Annotated in this window: 25 protein-coding genes; 9 read left to right on the top strand and 16 right to left on the bottom strand. The window is 61.8% G+C overall.

All coding sequences use genetic code 11. The features are described from left to right. The first annotated feature begins 37 nt into the window (after positions 1-37). The 4 genes from AC1D10_RS25650 to AC1D10_RS25635 all read left to right on the top strand — a co-directional run bounded on the left by AC1D10_RS25650 (position 38) and on the right by AC1D10_RS25635 (position 2,590). Complete coding sequence (locus tag AC1D10_RS25650) at positions 38-658, top strand: thermonuclease family protein (protein ID WP_477276846.1); 621 nt, start codon at positions 38-40, stop codon at positions 656-658. Positions 659-713: 55 nt separating this feature from the next. Next, positions 714-1,325, top strand: coding sequence for a glutathione S-transferase (locus AC1D10_RS25645; protein WP_477276844.1), 612 nt, complete (start codon positions 714-716; stop codon positions 1,323-1,325). Further along, a complete protein-coding gene (locus AC1D10_RS25640) occupies positions 1,265-1,990 on the top strand; it encodes a uracil-DNA glycosylase family protein (RefSeq protein WP_477276842.1) in 726 nt (241 codons plus the stop codon). The genes AC1D10_RS25645 and AC1D10_RS25640 overlap by 61 nt, the downstream gene beginning before the upstream one ends. A gap of 108 nt (positions 1,991-2,098) precedes the next feature. Next, positions 2,099-2,590, top strand: a complete 492-nt coding sequence (locus AC1D10_RS25635; protein WP_006205209.1) for an Lrp/AsnC family transcriptional regulator — start codon at positions 2,099-2,101, stop codon at positions 2,588-2,590. Between the two features lie 14 nt (positions 2,591-2,604). Here AC1D10_RS25635 and AC1D10_RS25630 read toward each other — a convergent pair whose 3' ends face one another. From AC1D10_RS25630 to moaA, 13 genes are all read right to left on the bottom strand, one after another. Continuing rightward, positions 2,605-3,174: a DUF3299 domain-containing protein gene (locus tag AC1D10_RS25630; RefSeq protein ID WP_477276840.1), complete on the bottom strand. Its 570-nt coding sequence runs from the start codon at positions 3,172-3,174 to the stop codon at positions 2,605-2,607. 47 nt (positions 3,175-3,221) lie between these two features. Further along, positions 3,222-3,803 carry a GNAT family N-acetyltransferase gene (locus AC1D10_RS25625; protein WP_477276838.1) on the bottom strand — a complete coding sequence of 194 codons (582 nt, stop codon included), beginning with the start codon at positions 3,801-3,803 and terminating at the stop codon, positions 3,222-3,224. Further along, positions 3,763-4,467, bottom strand: a complete 705-nt coding sequence (locus AC1D10_RS25620; protein WP_379104508.1) for a DNA alkylation repair protein — start codon at positions 4,465-4,467, stop codon at positions 3,763-3,765. Before AC1D10_RS25620 ends, AC1D10_RS25625 begins: the two co-directional genes overlap by 41 nt. Before the next feature lie 8 nt (positions 4,468-4,475). Continuing rightward, the gene (locus tag AC1D10_RS25615; protein WP_477276836.1) at positions 4,476-5,345 is read right to left on the bottom strand and encodes an NAD(P)-dependent oxidoreductase; all 870 of its coding nucleotides are present in this window, start codon (positions 5,343-5,345) and stop codon (positions 4,476-4,478) included. A gap of 112 nt (positions 5,346-5,457) precedes the next feature. Continuing rightward, the gene (locus AC1D10_RS25610) at positions 5,458-6,327 is read right to left on the bottom strand and encodes an ABC transporter permease (RefSeq protein WP_477276834.1); all 870 of its coding nucleotides are present in this window, start codon (positions 6,325-6,327) and stop codon (positions 5,458-5,460) included. Next, on the bottom strand, positions 6,324-7,043 hold the full coding sequence (locus tag AC1D10_RS25605) for an ABC transporter permease (protein WP_477276832.1): 720 nt from the start codon (positions 7,041-7,043) through the stop codon (positions 6,324-6,326). The genes AC1D10_RS25610 and AC1D10_RS25605 overlap by 4 nt, the downstream gene beginning before the upstream one ends. A gap of 75 nt (positions 7,044-7,118) precedes the next feature. After that, positions 7,119-7,904, bottom strand: coding sequence for an ABC transporter substrate-binding protein (locus tag AC1D10_RS25600; RefSeq protein ID WP_379104516.1), 786 nt, complete (start codon positions 7,902-7,904; stop codon positions 7,119-7,121). A gap of 156 nt (positions 7,905-8,060) precedes the next feature. Then, entirely contained in the window at positions 8,061-8,570 is a 510-nt protein-coding gene (gene mobB / locus AC1D10_RS25595; protein ID WP_477276829.1) for a molybdopterin-guanine dinucleotide biosynthesis protein B, read from the bottom strand. Continuing rightward, complete coding sequence (mobA, locus tag AC1D10_RS25590) at positions 8,567-9,199, bottom strand: molybdenum cofactor guanylyltransferase MobA (protein WP_477276827.1); 633 nt, start codon at positions 9,197-9,199, stop codon at positions 8,567-8,569. Before mobA ends, mobB begins: the two co-directional genes overlap by 4 nt. A gap of 44 nt (positions 9,200-9,243) precedes the next feature. Then, on the bottom strand, positions 9,244-10,164 hold the full coding sequence (locus AC1D10_RS25585) for a DMT family transporter (protein ID WP_477276825.1): 921 nt from the start codon (positions 10,162-10,164) through the stop codon (positions 9,244-9,246). Between the two features lie 121 nt (positions 10,165-10,285). Further along, positions 10,286-10,645 (bottom strand): hypothetical protein, encoded by a 360-nt coding sequence (locus AC1D10_RS25580; protein ID WP_477276823.1) that lies wholly within the window; start codon positions 10,643-10,645, stop codon positions 10,286-10,288. A gap of 116 nt (positions 10,646-10,761) precedes the next feature. Continuing rightward, the gene (locus AC1D10_RS25575) at positions 10,762-11,235 is read right to left on the bottom strand and encodes a hypothetical protein (RefSeq protein WP_477276821.1); all 474 of its coding nucleotides are present in this window, start codon (positions 11,233-11,235) and stop codon (positions 10,762-10,764) included. A 55-nt stretch (positions 11,236-11,290) separates the two neighbouring features. After that, on the bottom strand, positions 11,291-12,286 hold the full coding sequence (moaA, locus tag AC1D10_RS25570) for a GTP 3',8-cyclase MoaA (RefSeq protein ID WP_477276819.1): 996 nt from the start codon (positions 12,284-12,286) through the stop codon (positions 11,291-11,293). Positions 12,287-12,485: 199 nt separating this feature from the next. Here moaA and AC1D10_RS25565 point away from each other — a divergent pair, with 199 nt between their 5' ends. Both AC1D10_RS25565 and AC1D10_RS25560 read left to right on the top strand, forming a co-directional pair. Further along, positions 12,486-12,839: a gamma-butyrobetaine hydroxylase family protein gene (locus AC1D10_RS25565; protein WP_477276817.1), complete on the top strand. Its 354-nt coding sequence runs from the start codon at positions 12,486-12,488 to the stop codon at positions 12,837-12,839. A 67-nt stretch (positions 12,840-12,906) separates the two neighbouring features. Then, complete coding sequence (locus AC1D10_RS25560) at positions 12,907-13,518, top strand: pyridoxamine 5'-phosphate oxidase family protein (protein ID WP_477276815.1); 612 nt, start codon at positions 12,907-12,909, stop codon at positions 13,516-13,518. Positions 13,519-13,537: 19 nt separating this feature from the next. On the opposite strand, the gene AC1D10_RS25555 is transcribed toward AC1D10_RS25560, so the two are convergent. Continuing rightward, a complete protein-coding gene (locus tag AC1D10_RS25555) occupies positions 13,538-13,990 on the bottom strand; it encodes a MarR family winged helix-turn-helix transcriptional regulator (protein WP_379104533.1) in 453 nt (150 codons plus the stop codon). Between the two features lie 47 nt (positions 13,991-14,037). Here AC1D10_RS25555 and AC1D10_RS25550 point away from each other — a divergent pair, with 47 nt between their 5' ends. Continuing rightward, the gene (locus AC1D10_RS25550; RefSeq protein ID WP_477276812.1) at positions 14,038-14,949 is read left to right on the top strand and encodes an alpha/beta hydrolase; all 912 of its coding nucleotides are present in this window, start codon (positions 14,038-14,040) and stop codon (positions 14,947-14,949) included. A 12-nt stretch (positions 14,950-14,961) separates the two neighbouring features. Here AC1D10_RS25550 and AC1D10_RS25545 read toward each other — a convergent pair whose 3' ends face one another. Next, positions 14,962-15,357 carry a rhodanese-like domain-containing protein gene (locus AC1D10_RS25545; protein WP_477276810.1) on the bottom strand — a complete coding sequence of 132 codons (396 nt, stop codon included), beginning with the start codon at positions 15,355-15,357 and terminating at the stop codon, positions 14,962-14,964. 66 nt (positions 15,358-15,423) lie between these two features. After that, positions 15,424-16,038 carry a TetR/AcrR family transcriptional regulator gene (locus AC1D10_RS25540; protein WP_477276808.1) on the bottom strand — a complete coding sequence of 205 codons (615 nt, stop codon included), beginning with the start codon at positions 16,036-16,038 and terminating at the stop codon, positions 15,424-15,426. Positions 16,039-16,138: 100 nt separating this feature from the next. Between AC1D10_RS25540 and AC1D10_RS25535 the strand changes: the two genes are divergently transcribed. Then, a complete protein-coding gene (locus AC1D10_RS25535) occupies positions 16,139-16,900 on the top strand; it encodes a 3-oxoacyl-ACP reductase family protein (RefSeq protein ID WP_477276806.1) in 762 nt (253 codons plus the stop codon). 211 nt (positions 16,901-17,111) lie between these two features. Next, a complete protein-coding gene (locus AC1D10_RS25530) occupies positions 17,112-18,992 on the top strand; it encodes a L,D-transpeptidase family protein (RefSeq protein ID WP_477276804.1) in 1,881 nt (626 codons plus the stop codon). The last annotated feature ends 1 nt before the right edge of the window (position 18,993 follow it).

Raw genomic sequence — 18,993 nt, 5'->3', positions numbered from 1 at the left:
TAAGCTACGTTCGAATGATTAACCAACCGTTTGCCATATGAGCCGTTCATGGGGGCCAGGGCCGCGCCGGCGATACGTTTCGCCACCCCGAAGCCCATGGCGTCGGCTGCTGGACTACGGGCTTACCGTCATCATTTTCGGGCTGCTGATCCTGCTGTCCGCCCGGCTCGACCGTGTGGAAACGCGCAAGACGGTAGGTGCGGCCATCGTCAACGACGGCGATTCGATCACGCTTGGCGCCGAACGCATCCGCATGCGCGGCATCGATGCTCCGGAGTATACGCAGACCTGCCGCAGGAATGGCGCCGACTATCCCTGCGGCACACTTGCGCGCCAGTCGCTGGTGCGGCTGATCGCCGGCAAACCCGTCTCCTGTACCGGCTGGCAGCTTGATCGCTATGGCCGGCTGCTTGGCAATTGCACCGCCGGCGGCAAGGACCTCAACCGTGCGCAGGTCGAGGCGGGCTGGGCGGTTGCCTTTGGCGACTTCGAGAGCGAGGAAGCCATCGCCCGTGCGGCAAAGGCCGGCATCTGGGCCGGCACGTTCGACCAGCCGCAAGACTGGCGCGACAGCCATCACGGCGAAGCCGTCGAGAGAAAGCACGGCACGCTGGCGTCGATCGGCGATGCCATGCGCGAGATTTTTCGCTTCTGGTGAAGCGCATCGGTAAATGAACCCAGCAGTTGTCTGGAAAACCGGGAGGATAGATAGAATGAAATTGTTCGATGGCGGCCGCGCACCCAATCCGAGGCGAGTCCGCGTTTTCCTGGCCGAGAAGGGGATCGCGGTTCCGCTGGTGTCCGTCGACATGGGCGCACTGGAGCACAAGCAGCAAGCGGTCAGCTCGCGCAACCCTTTGCAACGCCTGCCGGTGCTTGAACTCGACGACGGCTCCGTCCTCACCGAATCCGTCGCCATCTGCCGCTATTTCGAGGAGTTGCATCCCGAGCCGGCCCTGTTCGGGCGTGGCGCACTCGGCAAGGCGCGGGTCGAGATGTGGCAAAGACGGATGGAATTCAACCTGCTTAGTTGCGTCGCGCAGGCCTTCCGGCATATCCATCCGGCCATGAAGGATTGGGAAATCCCGCAGATTCCCGAATGGGGCGAAGCCAACAAGCCCAAGGCCGTTGCGTTCCTCAGGCTGCTGGACGATGAGCTGGGCAGCCGAGAGTTCATCGCCGGCGACGGCTATTCGATTGCCGACATCACTGGCCTGATCGCCGTCGACTTCATGAAGCCGGCACGCATCAAGGTGCCGGAGGAGTGCGCCAATGTGTTGCGCTGGCATCAGGCGGTTTCCAGCCGACCGAGCGCCGCCGCCTAACCATGAGCCCGAAAAGTGGAAGCTGGTTTTCGGACGAGACCATGGTCAACGAGGATGCGCTCGAAAGCTTGGCCGCGGCGGTGCGGGCTTGCCGCATCTGCGTCGAAAATCCGATCGGCCGGCCACTGCCGCACGAACCGCGCCCCGTGCTGCGACCATCGTCCAGCGCCCGCATCCTGATCGCCAGCCAGGCGCCGGGAACCAAGGTGCATCTGTCAGGCATGCCATTCACCGACGCCTCGGGCGACCGACTGCGCAGCTGGCTCGGGGTGACAAGCGAGGAATTCTACGACATCGAGAAATTTGCCATCGTGCCGATGGGCTTCTGCTTTCCCGGCCAGGATGCCAAGGGTGGCGACCTGCCGCCGAGGCGCGAATGCGCGCCGGCCTGGCGCGCGCCCTTGATGGCGTTGATGCCACGGATCGATCTGGTGCTGACGATCGGCATCTATGCGCAGTCCTGGCACATGGGTGCGGCGCGCCGGGCCTCGCTGACGGAAACGGTGATGGACTGGCGTGCCATCTGGGACGCGCCCGGCAGTCAGAAAGTGCTGCCGCTGCCGCATCCGTCATGGCGCAACAGCGGCTGGCTGAAGAAGAATCCATGGTTTGAAATGGATTTGCTGCCATTTCTGAGATCGGAAATCCGCTATCGTCTCGATTGACCTTTCAGCAAGAAATCACTCGCTTTTTGCCCGATCGGCAGAATTTCTTTCTTGTGAAAGGCCTGGATAAGGCAGAGTATAGGCAATCTATTCCCTTGGGAGCACGATATGGACCGCCTCGATAGAAAAATTCTCCGGCTCTTGCAGGAGGACGCGACACTTGCGGTCGCAGACGTTGCCAAGAAAGTCGGGCTGTCGACCACACCTTGCTGGCGGCGCATCCAGAAGCTCGAGGAAGAGGGCGTCATCAAGCGGCGCGTCGCTATTCTCGACCATGAGAAGGTCAATGTCCGGGTCACCGTCTTCGTGTCGATCCGCACCAATTCGCACAGCCATGAATGGCTGCGGCGGTTTTCCGAGGTCATCCAGGAATTTCCAGAAGTGGTCGAGTTCTACCGCATGAGCGGCGATGTCGACTATCTGTTGCGCGTCGTGGTGCCCGACATCGCCGCCTACGATGCCTTCTACAAGCGGCTGATCGCAAAGATCGAGATCCGTGACGTTTCGTCGTCCTTCGCCATGGAGCAGATCAAGTACACGACCGAGATCCCGCTCGACTACATGGTGCTGGACAAGGAATCGGGCGCCAACGCCGCTTGAGCCGAAGGGACGTCTCAGTTCTTCTTCTTGTTGAGGAAACTCCAGGGTGAGTTCACCGGCAGCGTGATCGTGTCCGGCACGCTGTCGACACTCACCACATCGGCCTTGCGCACGGTGTAACCGGACTGGATGACGCTGACGCCATCGAGAATGAACAGCTGGCTTTTCTCCATGTCCGGCTTCAGCGCACCGGTAACCGAGACCGGCTGGTAGGCTTCCGACATCTTGTAGGGGTGGGCCGGCGTGACCAGAACGATCTGGTTGGGCGGCGGTGTTGGCATGTGGCTGCAGGCGCCTGTCCACGGCACCAGCAGGAACTGATAGACAAGATCGCCGTCGCGATCGACCGGCAGTGCATAGCCGGCCAGCTGGATGGTTTTGTCCTGCAGGCTCAGGGACAGAGTCTCGCCATGGTCGGGCAATTTTGCCGCGATCATCGGCAGCCCGACGTTTTCGGCCGCGACTTGCGTCGCCGGGCGCAAATCCTTCCAGACTATGTGTGCGGTCTCGGCCGAGGCATTGGCGGCAATCGACACAGACAGCGCAGCTGCGAGCGCCATGGTTGATCTGATATGCTTGCTCATCGGACGCTTCCTTTGGGTCTCGAGTAAAGACGCCGCCACCAGCGACGTCAACGCTCGAGCCGCATCACATGTCGGCGAGAACCGGCCATGCCGATCTCGTGGAACCCGCGCGCCGCGAACATGTCGCGAAAGCCCATGAAACTGTAGCTCGGCGACGCCTGATCGACCGGATAGGCTTCGACCGAGCTGGCGCCCTTGGCAAAGGCGTGATCGATGGCCGCGTCCAGCAGTGCTGCTGCCAATCCGTCTCCACGCAGGACCCTTGGCACGTAAAAACAAACGATCGACCAGATATCGGTCTCGCTGTCGTCCTGTTGGCGTGAAAGCCTGCGATAGGTCTGGCGTGGCGCGACCGAGCACCAACCGACGGTCTTGCCCTCAAGATGGGCGAGGATGCCGACCGGTGCGCCGGCATCGACAAGCGCCATCATGGCTCGCTTCTTCTCGTCGTTCCGGACATGCTCTCGGCTGGGCAGATGGCGCCAGGCCATGCACCAGCAATATTTCGGCGCGCCCGGCTGTTCGAACAGGTTTTCGAAATTGGCGCGTGTCGAGCCTGTCACTTCCGTGAAGCGGATTTTACGTCCGTCAGCCTTTCCTGGCGGCGAGGCGTTCGAGCGTCCTGGCATCCGATAGTTCCTTCACAGCGTCCTTGCCGATCCAGCGCGCGGTCTTGTCGGTCGATTGCGCGAGCCTTTCGGCGACAGCAAGGACAGCAGCGTGCATATCCATCGATCGTTTACCGATCGAACGAAGGGCCCAGTTCACGCCCTTCTTCACGAAGTTGCGGCTGTCGGTGGCATGCGCTTCGATGATCGGCAGGAAGGCGAGAAAGGTCGCCTCCGGCTCTTTCTTCCGGTGGACGACAGACCAGGCCATCATGGCAAAAGCCGTGCGTCGAACGAATTCCCGTTCATCGGCCGCGAACTCGCCGATCAGTTCTTTCCAGGCGTCCGTGTCGACGAAGAGATCAGAGACGCCATCGACGATATCCCAGGAGTCGAAACTCGACGCCCATTGCCTTGCATCCGCGGCAGAAAACCGTTTCGGGTCGGCCGTGACGGAAGCGATGAACTGCGCCTCCATGATACCGGTCTGCCACAGCGCGAAAGCGCGCTCGTGGTTGCGCTTGATTTTCCTGGCAATCTGCCGCTGCACCCCGTGCGAGATGCCGAGCGCACGTTCGATCTTGATGCCGTAGCGCAGCATGCCAAGGCGATTTTCCTCCGAACCGATCGAGCGCAGATGTGCGACGATTTCGTCGGCACTCGATTGGGGCGAAAGCTCGGCCATCGCGAACCCTATTTTTCCAGGCGCGCCAGCAGCGAGGACGTGTCCCAGCGCTTGCCGCCCATTGCCTGCACATCCTTGTAGAATTGATCGACAAGTGCGGTCACCGGCAGCTTGGCGCCGTTGCGGTCGGCCTCGGTCAGGCAGATGCCAAGGTCCTTGCGCATCCAGTCGACGGCGAAGCCGAAATCGTATTTGCCGGCATTCATCGTCTTGTGCCGGTTCTCCATCTGCCAGGAACCGGCAGCGCCCTTGGAAATCACCTCGATCACCTTCTCGATGTCGAGCCCGGCCTTCTTGCCGAAATGGATGCCTTCGGCCAGGCCCTGGACAAGGCCGGCGATGGTGATCTGGTTGATCATCTTGGTGAGCTGGCCAGCACCGGCCGATCCCATCAAGCCGACCATGCGGGCATAGGCATCGATAACGGGCCTGGCCCTGTCGAAAGCTTCCTGCTCGCCGCCGACCATGACGGTCAGCACGCCGTTCTCGGCGCCGGCCTGGCCGCCGGAGACCGGCGCGTCGAGGAACGAAAACCCGCCGGCCATCGCGGCCAATGCCAGTTCGCGTGCGACCTCGGCCGAGGCCGTGGTGTTGTCGATGAAGACCGAACCTTTCTTCATCGTCTGGAAGGCGCCTTCCGGACCCGTCGTCACCGAACGAAGGTCGTCATCATTGCCGACGCAGGAGAAGACGAAATCCTTGTCCGTGGCCGCCTCCGCCGGCGTAAGCGCCAGGCTGCCGCCGTGCTGGCCAACCCATTGCTCGGCTTTGGCCTTGGTGCGGTTGTAGACCGTGACGTCGTGGCCGCCCTTGTTCCTGAGGTGCCCGGCCATCGGATAGCCCATCACGCCAAGACCGAGAAATGCCACAGATGCCATGAGCTTGCCCTTCATACGGAAAACGAATTTGCTGCGAAAGCTCTAGGCTCTACGCGCAATTCGTCAAGGCGCCTGTGGCCTGATCGACTGGTGCAGGCGGTATGGAAAGCAGTCAGCGTTTAAGGTGAATGGTGATCCGGCGCTCGATCCATTCAACGCCATGGCGCAATATCTCGACCATGACGAGGTAGACGACGGCGACCCAGATATAGGCCTGGATGTCGAAGGAGTTGGCGAAGGCGAGCTTGGCGTTGCCCATCAGGTCGTAGACGGTGATGATGGCGACGATGGCCGAAGCCTTGATCATCAGGATCAGTTCGTTGCCATAAGGCCGCAAGGCGACAATCAACGCTTGCGGCAGGATGATCTTGCGCAGTGTCTGCAATTTGTGCAGGCCAAGGGAAGCAGCACCTTCCCACTGGCCGCGGGGCACGCTCTCGATGGCGCCGCGCAGGATTTCGGCCTGGTAGGCGGCGGTGTTGAGCGCAAAGGCAAAGACGCCGCAGTTGAAAGCGTCCTTGAAAAAATCCCAAAGCGTGAACCGGGCGACAGTCAGCCCATCGCTGATAACCGGAAGGTAGATACCGTATTCGCTGAGCTGAGGCCGGAAAGAGCCGACGCCGTAATAGACGAGAAAAGTCTGGACCAGCAGCGGCGTGCCACGGAAGAAGTAGACGTAGCAGTAGGCGAGGCCGGACAGAATCCGGTTCTTGGACATGCGACCGTAAGCGACGGGGACCGACAGTATCGCACCAAGCACCATCGCTATGGCGACCAGCGACAGGGTGACCCCAAGCCCTTTCAGATAGGCCGGCGCATACTTGGCAAAGAAGGCGGGATTCCAGGCTAGAACCAGATAGGCAACGATGCCCAGCCCGAAGGCTATCCACAGGCAGACGAGCGCATAGCCCGCGATGCGGGGGCGCGGCCAGCCGCGCGCCCGGGGCGGGGGCCGTTCGACCATGGTGGCTGTGGCGCTCATCGTTGTGCCTCCCGCCGGCCGAGCGAGCGCAGGATGGCGCTGGTGGCGAAGGACGACACGACTGCCAGGCCGAGAAAGACCAGGGCCGCCACACTGTAAAACATGAACGAGTGCTTGGTGACGCGAGCGGCCACACCGGCATTGCGCAACGTCTCAGCGAGACCAACGACTGACACGAGCGACGTGTCCTTGAGCAGGCTAAGCCAGCAGTTCTCTAAACCGGGAAAGGCGATGCGAAGCAGCTGCGGCAAGATCACCTTGCGCATGGTCAGCCAATTCGAAAGGCCGATGGCATAGCCACCCTCATACTGGCCTTTCGGTATGGCGCGGAATGCGGACAGGAAAACCTCGCTGGCATAGGACGAGAAGATCAGCGCAAGCACGATCATGCCGGCGACGAAACCGTTGACGTCGATTGTCGCGTCGGGCCGGAAATATCGGATGAGATGCTGCAGCAGAATTGGCATGCCGAAGAAAAACAGGAAAAGCGTCACCAGTTCCGGCAGGCCGCGGAAGACCGTGGTGTAGATGTTGGCGGCAAGGCGCAGCGAGGGTTCTTCGGACTGTTTGGCCAGTGCTATGAAAAAACCGATCGCCAGCCCAATCGGCAGAGTGGCGAGCGCAAGCGCCACAGTGACCAGTGCGCCATAAGCGATATCATCAAGCCAGCCATCGGGTCCCCAACTGAGAAGTGTCCATATGCTCTGGGCTGGCATTGACGGGTCTTGTCTCCACTCTGGTCAGGGAAGAGCGAAAGGCGGCGGGAAATTTCCCGCCGCCTTTGTATATTATCAGGAATCGCCGCCGAAGACGTCGAACTTGAAGTACTTGTCGTTGATTTCCTTGTACTTTCCGTTGGCGCGGATGGCGTCGATGGCAGCATTGAACTGGTTGACCAGATCGGTCTCACCCTTGCGCACGGCAATGCCGGCGCCAGGTCCGAAGATTTCGACCGGCTGCGGCGACGGCGTGCCGAGAATCTTGCAGCAGGCGCCATCCGGAGTCTCCAGCCACTGGCTCAGCACGACGATGTCGTCTTCAATGGCGTCAAGCCGGCCATTGGCGAGATCGGCCTGCTCTTCCGGGCTGCTCGGATACCCCTTGACGGTGCTGTCGGTGTAGGTCTTCGAGGCATAGTTGAAATGCGTTGTCGTGGTGGCGACACCGACAGTCTTGCCTGCGAGATCTTCCTTGGTCACGCCCTTCAGCGTGGTGTCCTTCGGCGCGGCAAGGGCCGAGGGCGTGTTGTAGTATTTGTTGGTGAAGTCGACCTTTTCCTTCCGCTCTGGCGTAATCGACATCGAGGCGACGATGGCGTCGAACTTGCCGGCCTGAAGCGCGGGAATGATGCCGTCCCAATCCTGGGCGACGAAGGTGCACTTGACCTTCATCTGGTCACAAAGGGCCTTGGCGATGTCGATGTCGAAACCGACGAGCTGGCCATCGGCGGTGAGGTTGTTGAAAGGCGGGTAGGCGCCTTCGGTGCCGATCCTCAGGGTCTTTTCCTGGGCCTGGGCTACGCCGAGCGTCAGCAGCGCAGCCGATGCGGCAAGCGCGATACGCAGTGCAATACGCATGATAGTCCTCTCTTATGGTCCCGGCCGTCGTTCCAAACGGCTCTGTGGGGCGGTGCTTTTGACCGCCCGCTGGCGCGATACTCCCACTCTTTCCGAGAAAAAAGCAACTGCAAAACCACAAAAATGGGCAAGACTATTCTGCCGCTACGTTACCTCTCAAGCAACGAGTCCGGTGGCCAGTTCGATGAAGTCGGCTATTGATTTCACGTCGTCGAGATCGAACATCGGCAGGTGCTCGCCTTCGGCCGCAAAATCGGCGGCGACGGCGACGATATTCGGATCACCTGCCGAAAGCGGCGTACGGTCCTTGGCTTCCAGCCGGCGGGTTTCGATCTTGCGGTGGGCCTCGCGCTTGTAGCCTTCGATCAGCACCAGATCGCAAGGGGCAAGCCGTGACAGAATGGCCTCCAGTGTCGGCTCATCCTCACCGCGCAGTTCGTGCATCAGCGCCCAGCGATTGCCGGACACGATCGCGACTTCCGTCGCGCCGGCCTGCCGGTGGCGGAAGCTGTCGGCACCCGGCTTGTCGATGTCGAAATCATGATGGGCGTGCTTCACCGTCGACACTGTCCAGCCGCGCCGGACAAGCTCGGCGACCAGCTTTTCGGTCAATGTCGTCTTGCCGGAATTCTTCCAGCCGGTGATGCCGAAGACGCGCCTGTTCATGGTTTCATGCTTTGCAACAGACGTTCGGCCCGAACAAGGTCATTGGGCTCGTTGATGTTGAAGAAAGGGTCCACCGCTTGGCCCGCGGATTGCGGAACCGGGAATTCCACCTCGATAAAATCATGCCGGTCGATGAAGGCCGAAACCCGCCTGATATCCTCATCGACCAGAAAGTGCCGCAAGGCGTCGCGACAATCCGTCGGCCACAGCGCGAAGGTCGGGTGCCGCTTGCCGGCCAAGCAAGCAACGGCAATCGAACCGGTGCGCTGAACGGTGGCAGTGGTCAGTCGCTCGACAAGATCAAGCGGCAGGAAGGGCGTGTCGCCGGCAGCGGTGACGATTGCCTTGCAAGCCGTGTTGGCGGCAGCCCATTCAAGGCCGGTCAGGACCCCGGCAAGCGGTCCGACAAAGCCCGTGACAATGTCGGCAAGTACCGGCAGCCCAAAGCGGGAGAACCGTGCCGGATCGCCGTTGGCGCTGATCGCCAGGGGTGCGATCTGTGGGCCAAAGCGCGACACGACCTGGTCAAGCACGCGACCGCCGCCAAGCGGCAACAGGCTCTTGTCGCCGCCGCCCATTCGTCGTGACTGGCCGCCGGCCAGAATGATCCCCGCAACATCTCGCTTCATGCCATCGAGCCTGTACGCCAGCCACCGGAAATCACAAGAGCCTGCTAGATTCCATCCGGGACCATGGTTGGCCCTGTGCTTTCGGCGACGATCTTGCGCCGGCCGACGACCCGCTCGCGGTAGAGTGCATAGAGGCCGGAGCCGATGATGATCGTGGCACCGATGATCATCGGCAGATCGGGAATATCGGCGAAGATGAACAGGCCAAGCAGGATCGACCAGATCAGTGCCGTGTAGCGGAACGGCGCGATAAAGGAGATGTCGCCGGCTCGCATCGCCATGATGATGAATTGGTAGCCGATGAGCACGAGCACCGCGGCCATCGCCAACAAGGCCGTGCTTTTCCCCGTCATCGGGGTCCAGCCGCCCATCGGCGAAAGCAACAGGGCTCCCAGCACCGTCATGGCAAGCGCCGTGGCGGTCGACACCAGCAGGGTCGGAATGGCCTGGGGAATCCGCTTGGTGGCGAGATCGCGTACCGCACAACAGGCAACGCAGGCCAGCGCCACCAGCGAATAGACGCTGAACCCTTCGAAGCCAGGCCGCACGATGACCAGCACACCGGCGAATCCGACGGCGATGGCCAGCCAGCGCCGCCAACCGACGCCCTCGTTGAAGACCAGTGCCGCTCCCATCGTCACTGCCAGCGGTAGCGCCTGCAGGACAGCCGAGACGCTGGCGATCTGCAAATGGGCGAGCGCGATCAGGAACGTCACCGTACCGCCGGCTTCGCCGAGGACGCGCAGCGCCACCATTGGCTCCAGCATCGAGCGTAACCGGACAAGGGCACCGCGCTGCCAGGCAAGCGAGCCGACGAAAAGCGTCGCAAACGCTCCCCTGATCAGCATGACTTGCGCCATGTTCATCGATTGCGACGAGTATTTGGTGATGGCGTCGTTGAGGGTGAAGCCGGCCATCGCCACCACCATGAACAACGCGCCGCGAAGATTTGGAGACAGGGGCAAGACGACTACCGGTTCTGCTTTGCAGCAAGCCTGTAGCAGCCGGATATGAGACAGCAATACCAAAGGGCTGGGCCACAGAATTTTCCGTAGCCCAGAATATCGCTTGCCATAGTGGCAGACCTTACTTCTTCGGCGTCAGCACTTCGGTGCCGTTGCCTTCCTTGCCGGCGATCGTCCACAGGCCGTGCAGCGAACCGTCGTCCATCACCTTGTAGACGACGAGGCCAATGTCCTTGTCCATGACATAGCCGGCGGAGAAGGCGTCATCGTTGCGCATGCAGATACCGTCGGAAGATGAGCCACCGGTTTCCCAGTGGATCGTGCACGTTGTTCCGCTGGTCAGCGTGATGGTGGCTTCGCCGCCGTAGGCCGAACCGTCGAAATTGGTGCCGGCGACGGTATAGGTGCCGCCGATCGACTGGGCCGCAGCGGGCAGGGCGGCGAGGCCAAGCAATGCCAAAGAAAGAAGAAGTTTGCGCATGGTGTGTTCCCCCGAGCGAAAGACCGCTACGAGACGGAGGCTAAGCGGGAAAACACCACCGGTAAATCAGGCGGACATTCGCGAACAGAGATTTGTCGGCGGTGTGGCCGAAATGCTCATGGTCCCTTGAGGCTGCCGGCGATGGCGCCGACCAGCGGATCGTATTTCGGTTTCAGGGCCTGCGGATAATCGATCCAGACCGTGCGGATGACGCCATCCCGGCCGAACAGGCGCCGCTCGTAAAAGATCTTGCCATCCTTCAAGCCCGACAACACCGCCCAGTCCTTGCCGGCCTTGCTGTAGGTGACCTTGTAGCCGATTTCGTCACTGGCCTTCTCGGCCGCCACGAAACCCTTCGGCGTGTCATCATCGATGTTCAGGATGCCCGAGCAGATCAGGCTGGCGCCGTCGGCACTCAGCCATTCCTGGCCGTCACCATTGTCCGGTTCAGGCTGGCGGTCGGTGAAGATCTCGTCGGGAAAGGTGCAGACGGTGCCGAAGCGCTCGTTGACATAGGTGAACGGCGCGGCAACTGCATTGGTCGCTGCGATTGTTGCAATAACCGCCAGAAATGAGCAACACCTCTGCATATCTCGCCTCGAGACCAATGACCGAGGGCGATCTTGCATCAATTTCCCGAAAAGATCAGCCGCCGGTGACGCTCATGTGCCGCGAAACGGAGGGACGGCTTGTGCGGCGGTCGATGATGAAATCATGACCCTTGGGCTTGCGGCCGATGGCTTCGTCTATTGCTGCGGCGACCAGTTCGTTGCCTTCGGACGCACGCAAGGGCGCGCGCAGGTCGGCGGCATCCTCCTGGCCGAGGCACATATAGAGCGTGCCGGTGCAGGTCAGCCGGACGCGGTTGCAGCTCTCGCAGAAATTATGCGTCATCGGCGTGATGAAGCCGAGGCGTCCGCCGGTCTCGGCGACATGCACGTAGCGGGCCGGGCCGCCGGTCTTGAAAGGAATGTCGGTCAGCGTGAACTGGCGTTCCAGCGACGCGCGCAGCAGCGACAGCGGCAGATACTGGTCGGTGCGGTCGCCCTCGATCTCGCCCATCGGCATGGTTTCGATGACCGTCAGGTCCATGCCGCGGCCATGCGCCCAGCGCATCATCTCAGGCAGCTCGGCATCGTTGAAATCCCTCAAGGCCACAGCGTTGAGCTTCACCTTCAGACCGGCAGCCTGTGCGGCATCGATGCCCTGCATCACCTTGTCGAGGTGACCCCATCGCGTGATCTTGTGGAACTTGTCGGCATCGAGCGTGTCGAGCGAGACGTTGATGCGCCTGACGCCGCAATCGGCGAGTTCGGCGGCGAAACGCGACAGCTGCGAGCCGTTGGTGGTCAGCGTCAATTCTTCCAGCGCGCCGCTTTCGAGATGCCGTGACAGCTGGCGCACGAGGTGCATGATGTTCTTTCGCACCAGCGGCTCGCCGCCGGTGAGGCGGAGTTTTCTGACGCCTTTTTCGATGAAGACCGTGCACAGCCGGTCGAGTTCTTCCAGCGACAGCAGGTCTTTCTTCGGCAGGAAGGCCATGTCCTCGGCCATGCAATAGGTGCAACGGAAATCGCAGCGGTCGGTGACCGACACCCTGAGATAGCTGATCGTGCGACCAAAAGGATCGATCATGTCCATGCTTCAAGCGCTTCCCGTGGCCGTGAACGGCTTCGTTATATACAGCTATGTGATACGATCCGGCCGGTCATTCAAGATACCGCTTCTCGATCTTTGGTAACATCCCCTGGCCGACATCGCATGTCGGCTCACTTCAAACGGCCTTTTCCCCTGTGGCGAAGCAGCGTAGGGAAGGGTGATTGCTACGGGATCGAACACCATGACCGCACCCAGGGAACTCCGAGTCTCGAAGGATCGCAGACTGCTGTCCGTCACCTTTCCCGATCATCAGCCGTTCGAACTGCCGGCGGAGCTGTTGCGCGTCGCTTCGCCGTCGGCCGAGGTGCAGGGACATTCGCCCGAACAGCGGGTGACGGTTCCCGGCAAACGCGATGTCGCGATCCTGAAGATCGAACCGGTCGGCAATTATGCCGTGCGCATCACCTTCGATGATTTCCACGACACCGGTATCTTCACCTGGAATTACCTGCACACGCTCGGCCACGAGAAGGATGCGCGCTGGAATGCCTATCTTGCCGAGCTTGCGGAAAAGGGCTTGAGCCGGGACCGATGATCCCGTCGTTGTCGTCACATCGTCATCGATGTGGAGTAGCGCCGGCAAAGGTTTGGAGACGAAGACAATGTCCGTCATCACAACGGTCGAGCAGCTCGAGGCGCTCTATGGCATTCCGGGCGAAGCCTCGCTGGTCAAGGAACTCGACCACGTCATTCCCGAATATGCAGCCTTCATCAAGGCATCGCCTTTCGTCGCGCTGGCAACCAGCGGACCGGAGGGGCTGGACTGTTCACCGCGCGGCGATCTCGCCGGCTTCGTGCGCATCGTTGATCCGAAAACGCTGATGATGCCGGACCGGCGCGGCAACAACCGCGCCGATTCGCTGAGAAACATCATTCGCGATCCGCGCGTCGGTCTGCTGTTCCTGGTGCCGGGCTCCGGCACGACACTGCGCATCAACGGCAGGGCTCATATCACGACGGATACAGCGCTGTGCGCATCTTTCACTGTCGATGGCAAGGCGGCGCGCTCGGTAACCGTCGTCGATGTCGATTCGGTCTATTTCCAATGCGCCCGCGCCATTGTCCGCTCCGAGCTGTGGAAACCGGCGAGGCATGTCGACCCCAAGTCGCTGCCGACGCCCGGACAGATCCTGGAAATCACCAGCCGCAAGACCATCGACGGCAAGACCTACGACAAGGAGTGGCCGGAGCGGGCGAAGAAGACGATGTGGTAGGCCAGGGCTGAAAGGGCGGCTAGGCGTCCTTCAGCACGTCATAAATCTTGCGCATCTGCTCGCCGATCATGTCGCATTGTTCCGGCGTCGACTGGCTCATCGCTTTTTCGATCAGCGCCATATGCACTTTCAGCGCCTGCATCAGCAGCGCTTCCCCAGCCTCGGTCAGGGCAAGCCGCAGGATGCGCTTGTCCTTCTCGTCGCCCTCGCGGCGCAACAGGCCACGCGCTTCCAGCTGCGGCAAAAGCATGGTGATGTTGGAGCGGCCGACGAGCAGCTTGCGGGCAAGGTCGTGCTGCGACATGCCGGGGTGGCGGTAGAGGTTCATGAGCACGTCGAGCTGCGCCGGCTTCAGGTCGAGCGGCGCCAGCTTCACCGCCAGCGTGCGTTCCAGCACATGGCAGGCGCGCGCCACCGCGACCCAGTTGCGAAAACGCGGGTTGTCCCAAGGTAACTCTTGTTTATTGTTCATCTTTGAACTATTATGTTCATGCTTGAACGTATGGATGGATTCTCACTATGGCATCAATCGGGCTGAAGGTCATCCGGGGTGTGTTTGGTGCGGCCGAGCGTATTGCGCCGCGCCTGACCGGGCGCGCGGCTTTCGAACTGTTCTGCCGCACGCCGAACGTGAAGGCGCTGAGCGACGGCGAACGGCGCGCCGTCGACCGTGCCGCCGAGTTCATGACCGAGGCACGCCATCACCGGCTGAAGACAGCGACCGGCTGCGTCATGGTGCACGAATTCCGCCCGGAGCCGGGCAGGGCGAAGGCCGGCACGGTGCTTGTCGTCCATGGCTGGCGTTCGCGCACCGAATATATGCGGGCGCTGATCGAAGGCTATCGCGCAGCCGGCTACAGGGTCGTTTCGCTCGACCTGCCGGGCCACGGCCAATCGCAGGGCCGGCGGCTGAACATGGTCAATGCCGTGGATGCGATGCGGGTTGCCGGCGAATGGTTCGGCCCATTCGTGGCAGCGGTCGGTCACTCCTTCGGCGGCGCCGTCGCCGCCAATGCCATCGCTGGATCGGTCAAGAACATCCCGCCGCTGGTGGCCGGACGTCTGGTGCTGATCGCGGCGCCAAGCTCGCTGCCGGCGATCTTCGCCGACTTCAGCCGCATGCTCAATGTCGGCCCGCGCTCGCAGGCCGCCATGGCTGACCGGGTCGAACATCTTTCCGGCCGGCCGCTGCATGAATTCACCGGCGACCGCCAGCTCGCGCATGCACCGGTGCCGACGCTGGTCATCCATGCACCGGACGACCGTGAGGTTCCGGCCGATCATGCAACACGCTATGCCGGCGCCGGCGGCCATGTGCGGCTCTACTGGGCCGATGGGCTCGGCCACCGCCGCATTCTGGCAGACAAGGGCGTGGTCGGACGCGCGGTCGGCTTCGTCGCGGAGCATCGGGAGCCGTCGCTGCTGCACTGACGGTGATCGAATCTATTTCTTCTTCTCGCCGGGTTCGACCGGCAGTCCGGCCCCCTTCCAGGCGGTGTAGCCGCCAAGGATGTGCTTGACCGGCGACAGCCCCATGTCCTGCGCTGTCTTGGTGGCCAACGCCGAGCGCCAGCCGCCGGCGCAGAAGAAGACGAAGCTCTTTCCTGAAGCGAAGAACGGCTTGTGGTAGGGGCTTTCGGGGTCGATCCAGAATTCCAGCATGCCGCGGGTGACATGTTTGGCGCCGGGAATCCTGCCGTCGCGTTCGACCTCGCGTGGATCGCGCAGATCGACGAAGATGGTGTCTTCATCGTCGAGCAGCCCGGCCGCTTCCTCCGGCGACACCACCTCGATCTCAGCATTCGCCTCATCCAGCAGTTCGCGGTAACCCTTTTTCATGAGGCTAGTCCTCCCGACCGCGCATTTGGCTGGCTGTTGGATTTCCAGCACAATGACCGGCGTTTGTCACGCTCCATCCGTCCCGGCCATCACCTGCCAGGCCGCCATTGCGCCGGCCACGGTTGCCAGAAGAGCCGAATGCGAGGCGCCGTCGCGGGCCTGGATCGACATGCCGTGCTGAACCGTGGCGTAAAAGGTAGCAGCAGCGTCGCAGTCCAAGTCCGCCGGCAGTTCGCCTTCGGCAACGCCTCGCTCGAGACGCTTGCGCAGGGCCGAATGGTTCTCGGCGCGGCGGCGGCGCAGCTCCTCGCAGATGGCCCCGCGGCTGGAGTCCTGGTGCAAAGCACCGAGCGTTATCAGGCAGCCCTGCGGGCGATCGGTCTGCGCATAGGCTTTCGCCGTCAGGCACAAAAACTGTTCGATCGCCAGCCGCGCCGTCGGTGCTTCTTCAAGCGCCAGCCAGATGTCGGCACCCTCCGTGCGCGAATAAAAGTCTGTCGCCTCGAGGAACAGCGCCTCCTTGCTGCCGAAGGCGGCGTAGAGGCTGGGCGAGTTGATGCCCATGGCAGCGGTCAGGTCGCTCATCGATGCGCCTTCGTAGCCGCGAGCCCAAAAAACCTGCATCGCGCAGCGCAAGGCTGCGGTTCGATCGAAGGTGCGGGGACGACCTCGCTCAGACATCACGCTCTTTTCTGTGTTGATCGATACATAATTCAGTTGACGCTGCCGGGCAAGGCTGACAGGTATTTATGTGTCGATCATTACAAAAAAGGAGAAATCGATGTCATCCAATCAGCAGGCGGGCAACCAACTGGGCGGCAAGGCCGCGCTCGTCACCGGCGGCAGCCGCGGCATAGGCGCGGCGATTGCGCGAAGGCTCGCCACCAATGGTGCCAGCGTCGCAATCACCTATGTCAATGGCGAGGAGCAGGCCGTCGCGGTCGTCAGGGAAATCGAGGCAACCGGCGGGCGCGCCATCGCGATCAAGGCCGACAACCGTGATGCCAAGGCCATAGACAAGGCCGTCGATGACGCTGCGACTGAATTTGGCCGGCTCGACATCCTGATCAACAGCGCCGGCATCTGGCGCGCGGCTTCCATCGAGACATTGTCGCTCGCCGATTTCGACGAGACCATGGAGGTCAATCTGAGAGCCTCGTTCATCGCCTCCAAGGCAGCGGCAGCCCATATGGGCGAGGGTGGCCGGATCATCTCGATCGGCAGCAATCTCGCCGAGCGGGCAACCGACACCGGCCTCACCGCCTATTCGGCCAGCAAGGCGGCGCTTGTCGGCCTGACCAAGGCGCTGGCACGCGACCTCGGCCCGCGCGGCATCACCGCCAATGTCGTTCATCCCGGATCGACCGACACCGACATGAATCCGGCAAACGGCCCGCATGCCGAACACCAGCGGCAGAAGATGGCGACACCGCGCTTTGGCAAGGCCGACGACATCGCTGGCATGGTCGCCTGGCTTGCAGGTCCCGAAGGCCGTTTCATCACTGGCGCCGCGCTGACCATCGATGGTGGCGCCAACGCCTGATCCGCAATGGATCGCCCCGGCCGTAGTGGAGGCATCCCGCTTTGGCCGTCACGATGTTGTGAAACCGTTCTGCAACAGGCTTTCGGAAATTTATGAAAGCTTAACCAAATCAGTATGAATCAGTATAGTCGCGCCTTACATCCGCCATGCGGTGCGCGAGATCGTCTAGCGGTGCGGAACGGGAGCCGGTTACAACCGGAGCGGGTGGTCCATGAAATTCCTCGGAAACAAAGCAACCGTGATGCCGCTGGTGGCAATCTCGGCGACGCTGGCCTTCGGTGTGCCACAGGCAGGCGCGCAAGGGCTTTTCGAAATGCTTTTCGGGGGTGGCATCAAGCACGCTCCGCAAGGCGAATTTCCGCCTCCGCCTCCAAAGTATAAGCCCAAGGCACCAGGCGGCGGTGGCGGTGTGAAAATCAGCGGCCCGTCCTATTACACCTACAAGGCCGATCGGCTGGTTCGCATCGACTTTTCAGCGCTGGCGACGGCACCGCAGCCGGCGACGCCGCAGGACGCCGCTTTCGTGCCTTCAGCTACGGGTGCGGCTTTCCGTGATGCGGTTGCCGGCTTGAGCGACTACGAACTCTATGCCGAGCCGGACATCGCCAAGGCGCTGATCGCCTATTACTCGGCCAATCCGGATTTCATCTGGGTGACCGGAACCAGCCTCAACAGCCGCGCGCAAGATGCGGTGCGGGTGCTCGGCGAGGCTTCAAGCTACGGCCTCACGCCCGCCGACTATACGGTCGAAGTGCCCGCTGCCAGCGCGTCGCCGGCTGACGCCAATGCGCAACTGAAAGAACTCGTCCGCTTCGAGATGGCGCTGTCGGCCCGCGTGCTGCGCTATGCCCATGACGCCCAGAACGGCCGCGTCGAGCCCAACCGCATGACCGGCTACTATGATTTTCCGGCCAAGCCGATCGACCTGGCGGGCGTTCTGAAAACGCTGGCGCACACCCAGGAAGTGCGCACCTACCTTGAATCGCGGCATCCGCAGAATCCGGAATACCAGGCGCTGCGTGTCGAACTGGAGTCGCTGCAGGCCAGCGCCGAGAACGAAATCGTCGTCGACCCCAAGCTGTTGCTGAAGCCGGGCGAAACCAGCCCGGAATTGCCGAAGCTGCTGACCTTGATCGCGCGCAATCTCGACGACGAGATGGGCGGCGCCTATGGCGAGGTCCTGTCCAGGCTGGCCACCAGCCAAGTCTATGACCCGGAACTGGTTCCAATCATCAAGGCGTTGCAGCAGAAGGCAGGCATGAAGGGTGACGGCGTCATCGGCCCGCGCACCGTCGCGACGCTGGCCGGGACCTCCAAGGCCGACAAGCTGCTGAAGGTGGAAGTGGCGCTGGAAGAACTGCGCTGGCTGCCCTCCGACCTCGGCAGCCCGCGTGTCTTCATCAACCAGCCGGCCTTCACCGCGAGCTATATCGACAATGGCGAGGAAAAGCTGAAGACGCGCGTTGTCGTTGGCCGGACCACCAACCAGACCGCCTTCTTCTACGACCAGATCAAGCAGGTCGATTTCCATCCCTATTGGGGCGTGCCGCAGTCGATCATCGTCAACGAGATGCTGCCCAGATTGCGCAACGATCCCGGCTATCTCGACCGGGCCGGTTACGAGGTGACCGACTCGCGCGGCAAGCGCATCCCGTCGTCGGCGGTCAACTGGGGTGCTTATGGCGCCAACATTCCCTACAGCGTGCGCCAGCAGCCGAGCGAGGCCAATGCGCTGGGCGAGCTGAAGATCCTGTTCCCCAACAAGCATGCAATCTACATGCACGACACGCCACAGAAGTCGTTCTTCAAGCAGGACATGCGCGCGCTCAGCCATGGCTGCGTGCGGCTGCAGGATCCGCGCGGCATGGCGGCGGCGGTGCTAGGCACCTCGGTCGACTATATCGCCGAGAAGCTGAAGCACGGGCATTCGACCGAGGATGTGACACGCAAGATCCCGGTCTACGTCGCCTATTTCACCGCGTGGCCTGACATGTCCGGCAAGGTCGAATATTTCGGCGACGTCTACGATCGCGATTCGCGACTGAAGCAGGCCCTGGAAGCCACCGAAGCGGTTCGCTCACCGTCGAGTTGAG

This window comes from Mesorhizobium sp. P2_A8 (assembly GCF_056404935.1).
The sequence above is the reverse complement of the archived record's forward strand: the minus strand, read 5'-3'. Positions and strand labels throughout refer to the sequence as shown.

Coding starts and splice junctions, on each gene's coding strand:
- AC1D10_RS25620 (WP_379104508.1), bottom strand. CDS start 4,467: ATGGCCGAGCTTTCGCCCCAATCGAGTGCCGACGAAATCGTCGCACAT.
- AC1D10_RS25535 (WP_477276806.1), top strand. CDS start 16,139: ATGTCATCCAATCAGCAGGCGGGCAACCAACTGGGCGGCAAGGCCGCG.
- mobA (WP_477276827.1), bottom strand. CDS start 9,199: ATGAAGCGAGATGTTGCGGGGATCATTCTGGCCGGCGGCCAGTCACGA.
- mobB (WP_477276829.1), bottom strand. CDS start 8,570: ATGAACAGGCGCGTCTTCGGCATCACCGGCTGGAAGAATTCCGGCAAG.
- AC1D10_RS25530 (WP_477276804.1), top strand. CDS start 17,112: ATGAAATTCCTCGGAAACAAAGCAACCGTGATGCCGCTGGTGGCAATC.
- moaA (WP_477276819.1), bottom strand. CDS start 12,286: ATGGACATGATCGATCCTTTTGGTCGCACGATCAGCTATCTCAGGGTG.
- AC1D10_RS25545 (WP_477276810.1), bottom strand. CDS start 15,357: ATGAAAAAGGGTTACCGCGAACTGCTGGATGAGGCGAATGCTGAGATC.
- AC1D10_RS25635 (WP_006205209.1), top strand. CDS start 2,099: ATGGACCGCCTCGATAGAAAAATTCTCCGGCTCTTGCAGGAGGACGCG.
- AC1D10_RS25625 (WP_477276838.1), bottom strand. CDS start 3,803: ATGCCAGGACGCTCGAACGCCTCGCCGCCAGGAAAGGCTGACGGACGT.
- AC1D10_RS25630 (WP_477276840.1), bottom strand. CDS start 3,174: ATGAGCAAGCATATCAGATCAACCATGGCGCTCGCAGCTGCGCTGTCT.
- AC1D10_RS25615 (WP_477276836.1), bottom strand. CDS start 5,345: ATGGCATCTGTGGCATTTCTCGGTCTTGGCGTGATGGGCTATCCGATG.
- AC1D10_RS25575 (WP_477276821.1), bottom strand. CDS start 11,235: ATGCAGAGGTGTTGCTCATTTCTGGCGGTTATTGCAACAATCGCAGCG.
- AC1D10_RS25550 (WP_477276812.1), top strand. CDS start 14,038: ATGGCATCAATCGGGCTGAAGGTCATCCGGGGTGTGTTTGGTGCGGCC.
- AC1D10_RS25565 (WP_477276817.1), top strand. CDS start 12,486: ATGACCGCACCCAGGGAACTCCGAGTCTCGAAGGATCGCAGACTGCTG.
- AC1D10_RS25650 (WP_477276846.1), top strand. CDS start 38: ATGAGCCGTTCATGGGGGCCAGGGCCGCGCCGGCGATACGTTTCGCCA.
- AC1D10_RS25645 (WP_477276844.1), top strand. CDS start 714: ATGAAATTGTTCGATGGCGGCCGCGCACCCAATCCGAGGCGAGTCCGC.
- AC1D10_RS25580 (WP_477276823.1), bottom strand. CDS start 10,645: ATGCGCAAACTTCTTCTTTCTTTGGCATTGCTTGGCCTCGCCGCCCTG.
- AC1D10_RS25610 (WP_477276834.1), bottom strand. CDS start 6,327: ATGAGCGCCACAGCCACCATGGTCGAACGGCCCCCGCCCCGGGCGCGC.
- AC1D10_RS25560 (WP_477276815.1), top strand. CDS start 12,907: ATGTCCGTCATCACAACGGTCGAGCAGCTCGAGGCGCTCTATGGCATT.
- AC1D10_RS25605 (WP_477276832.1), bottom strand. CDS start 7,043: ATGCCAGCCCAGAGCATATGGACACTTCTCAGTTGGGGACCCGATGGC.
- AC1D10_RS25540 (WP_477276808.1), bottom strand. CDS start 16,038: ATGTCTGAGCGAGGTCGTCCCCGCACCTTCGATCGAACCGCAGCCTTG.
- AC1D10_RS25555 (WP_379104533.1), bottom strand. CDS start 13,990: ATGAACAATAAACAAGAGTTACCTTGGGACAACCCGCGTTTTCGCAAC.
- AC1D10_RS25600 (WP_379104516.1), bottom strand. CDS start 7,904: ATGCGTATTGCACTGCGTATCGCGCTTGCCGCATCGGCTGCGCTGCTG.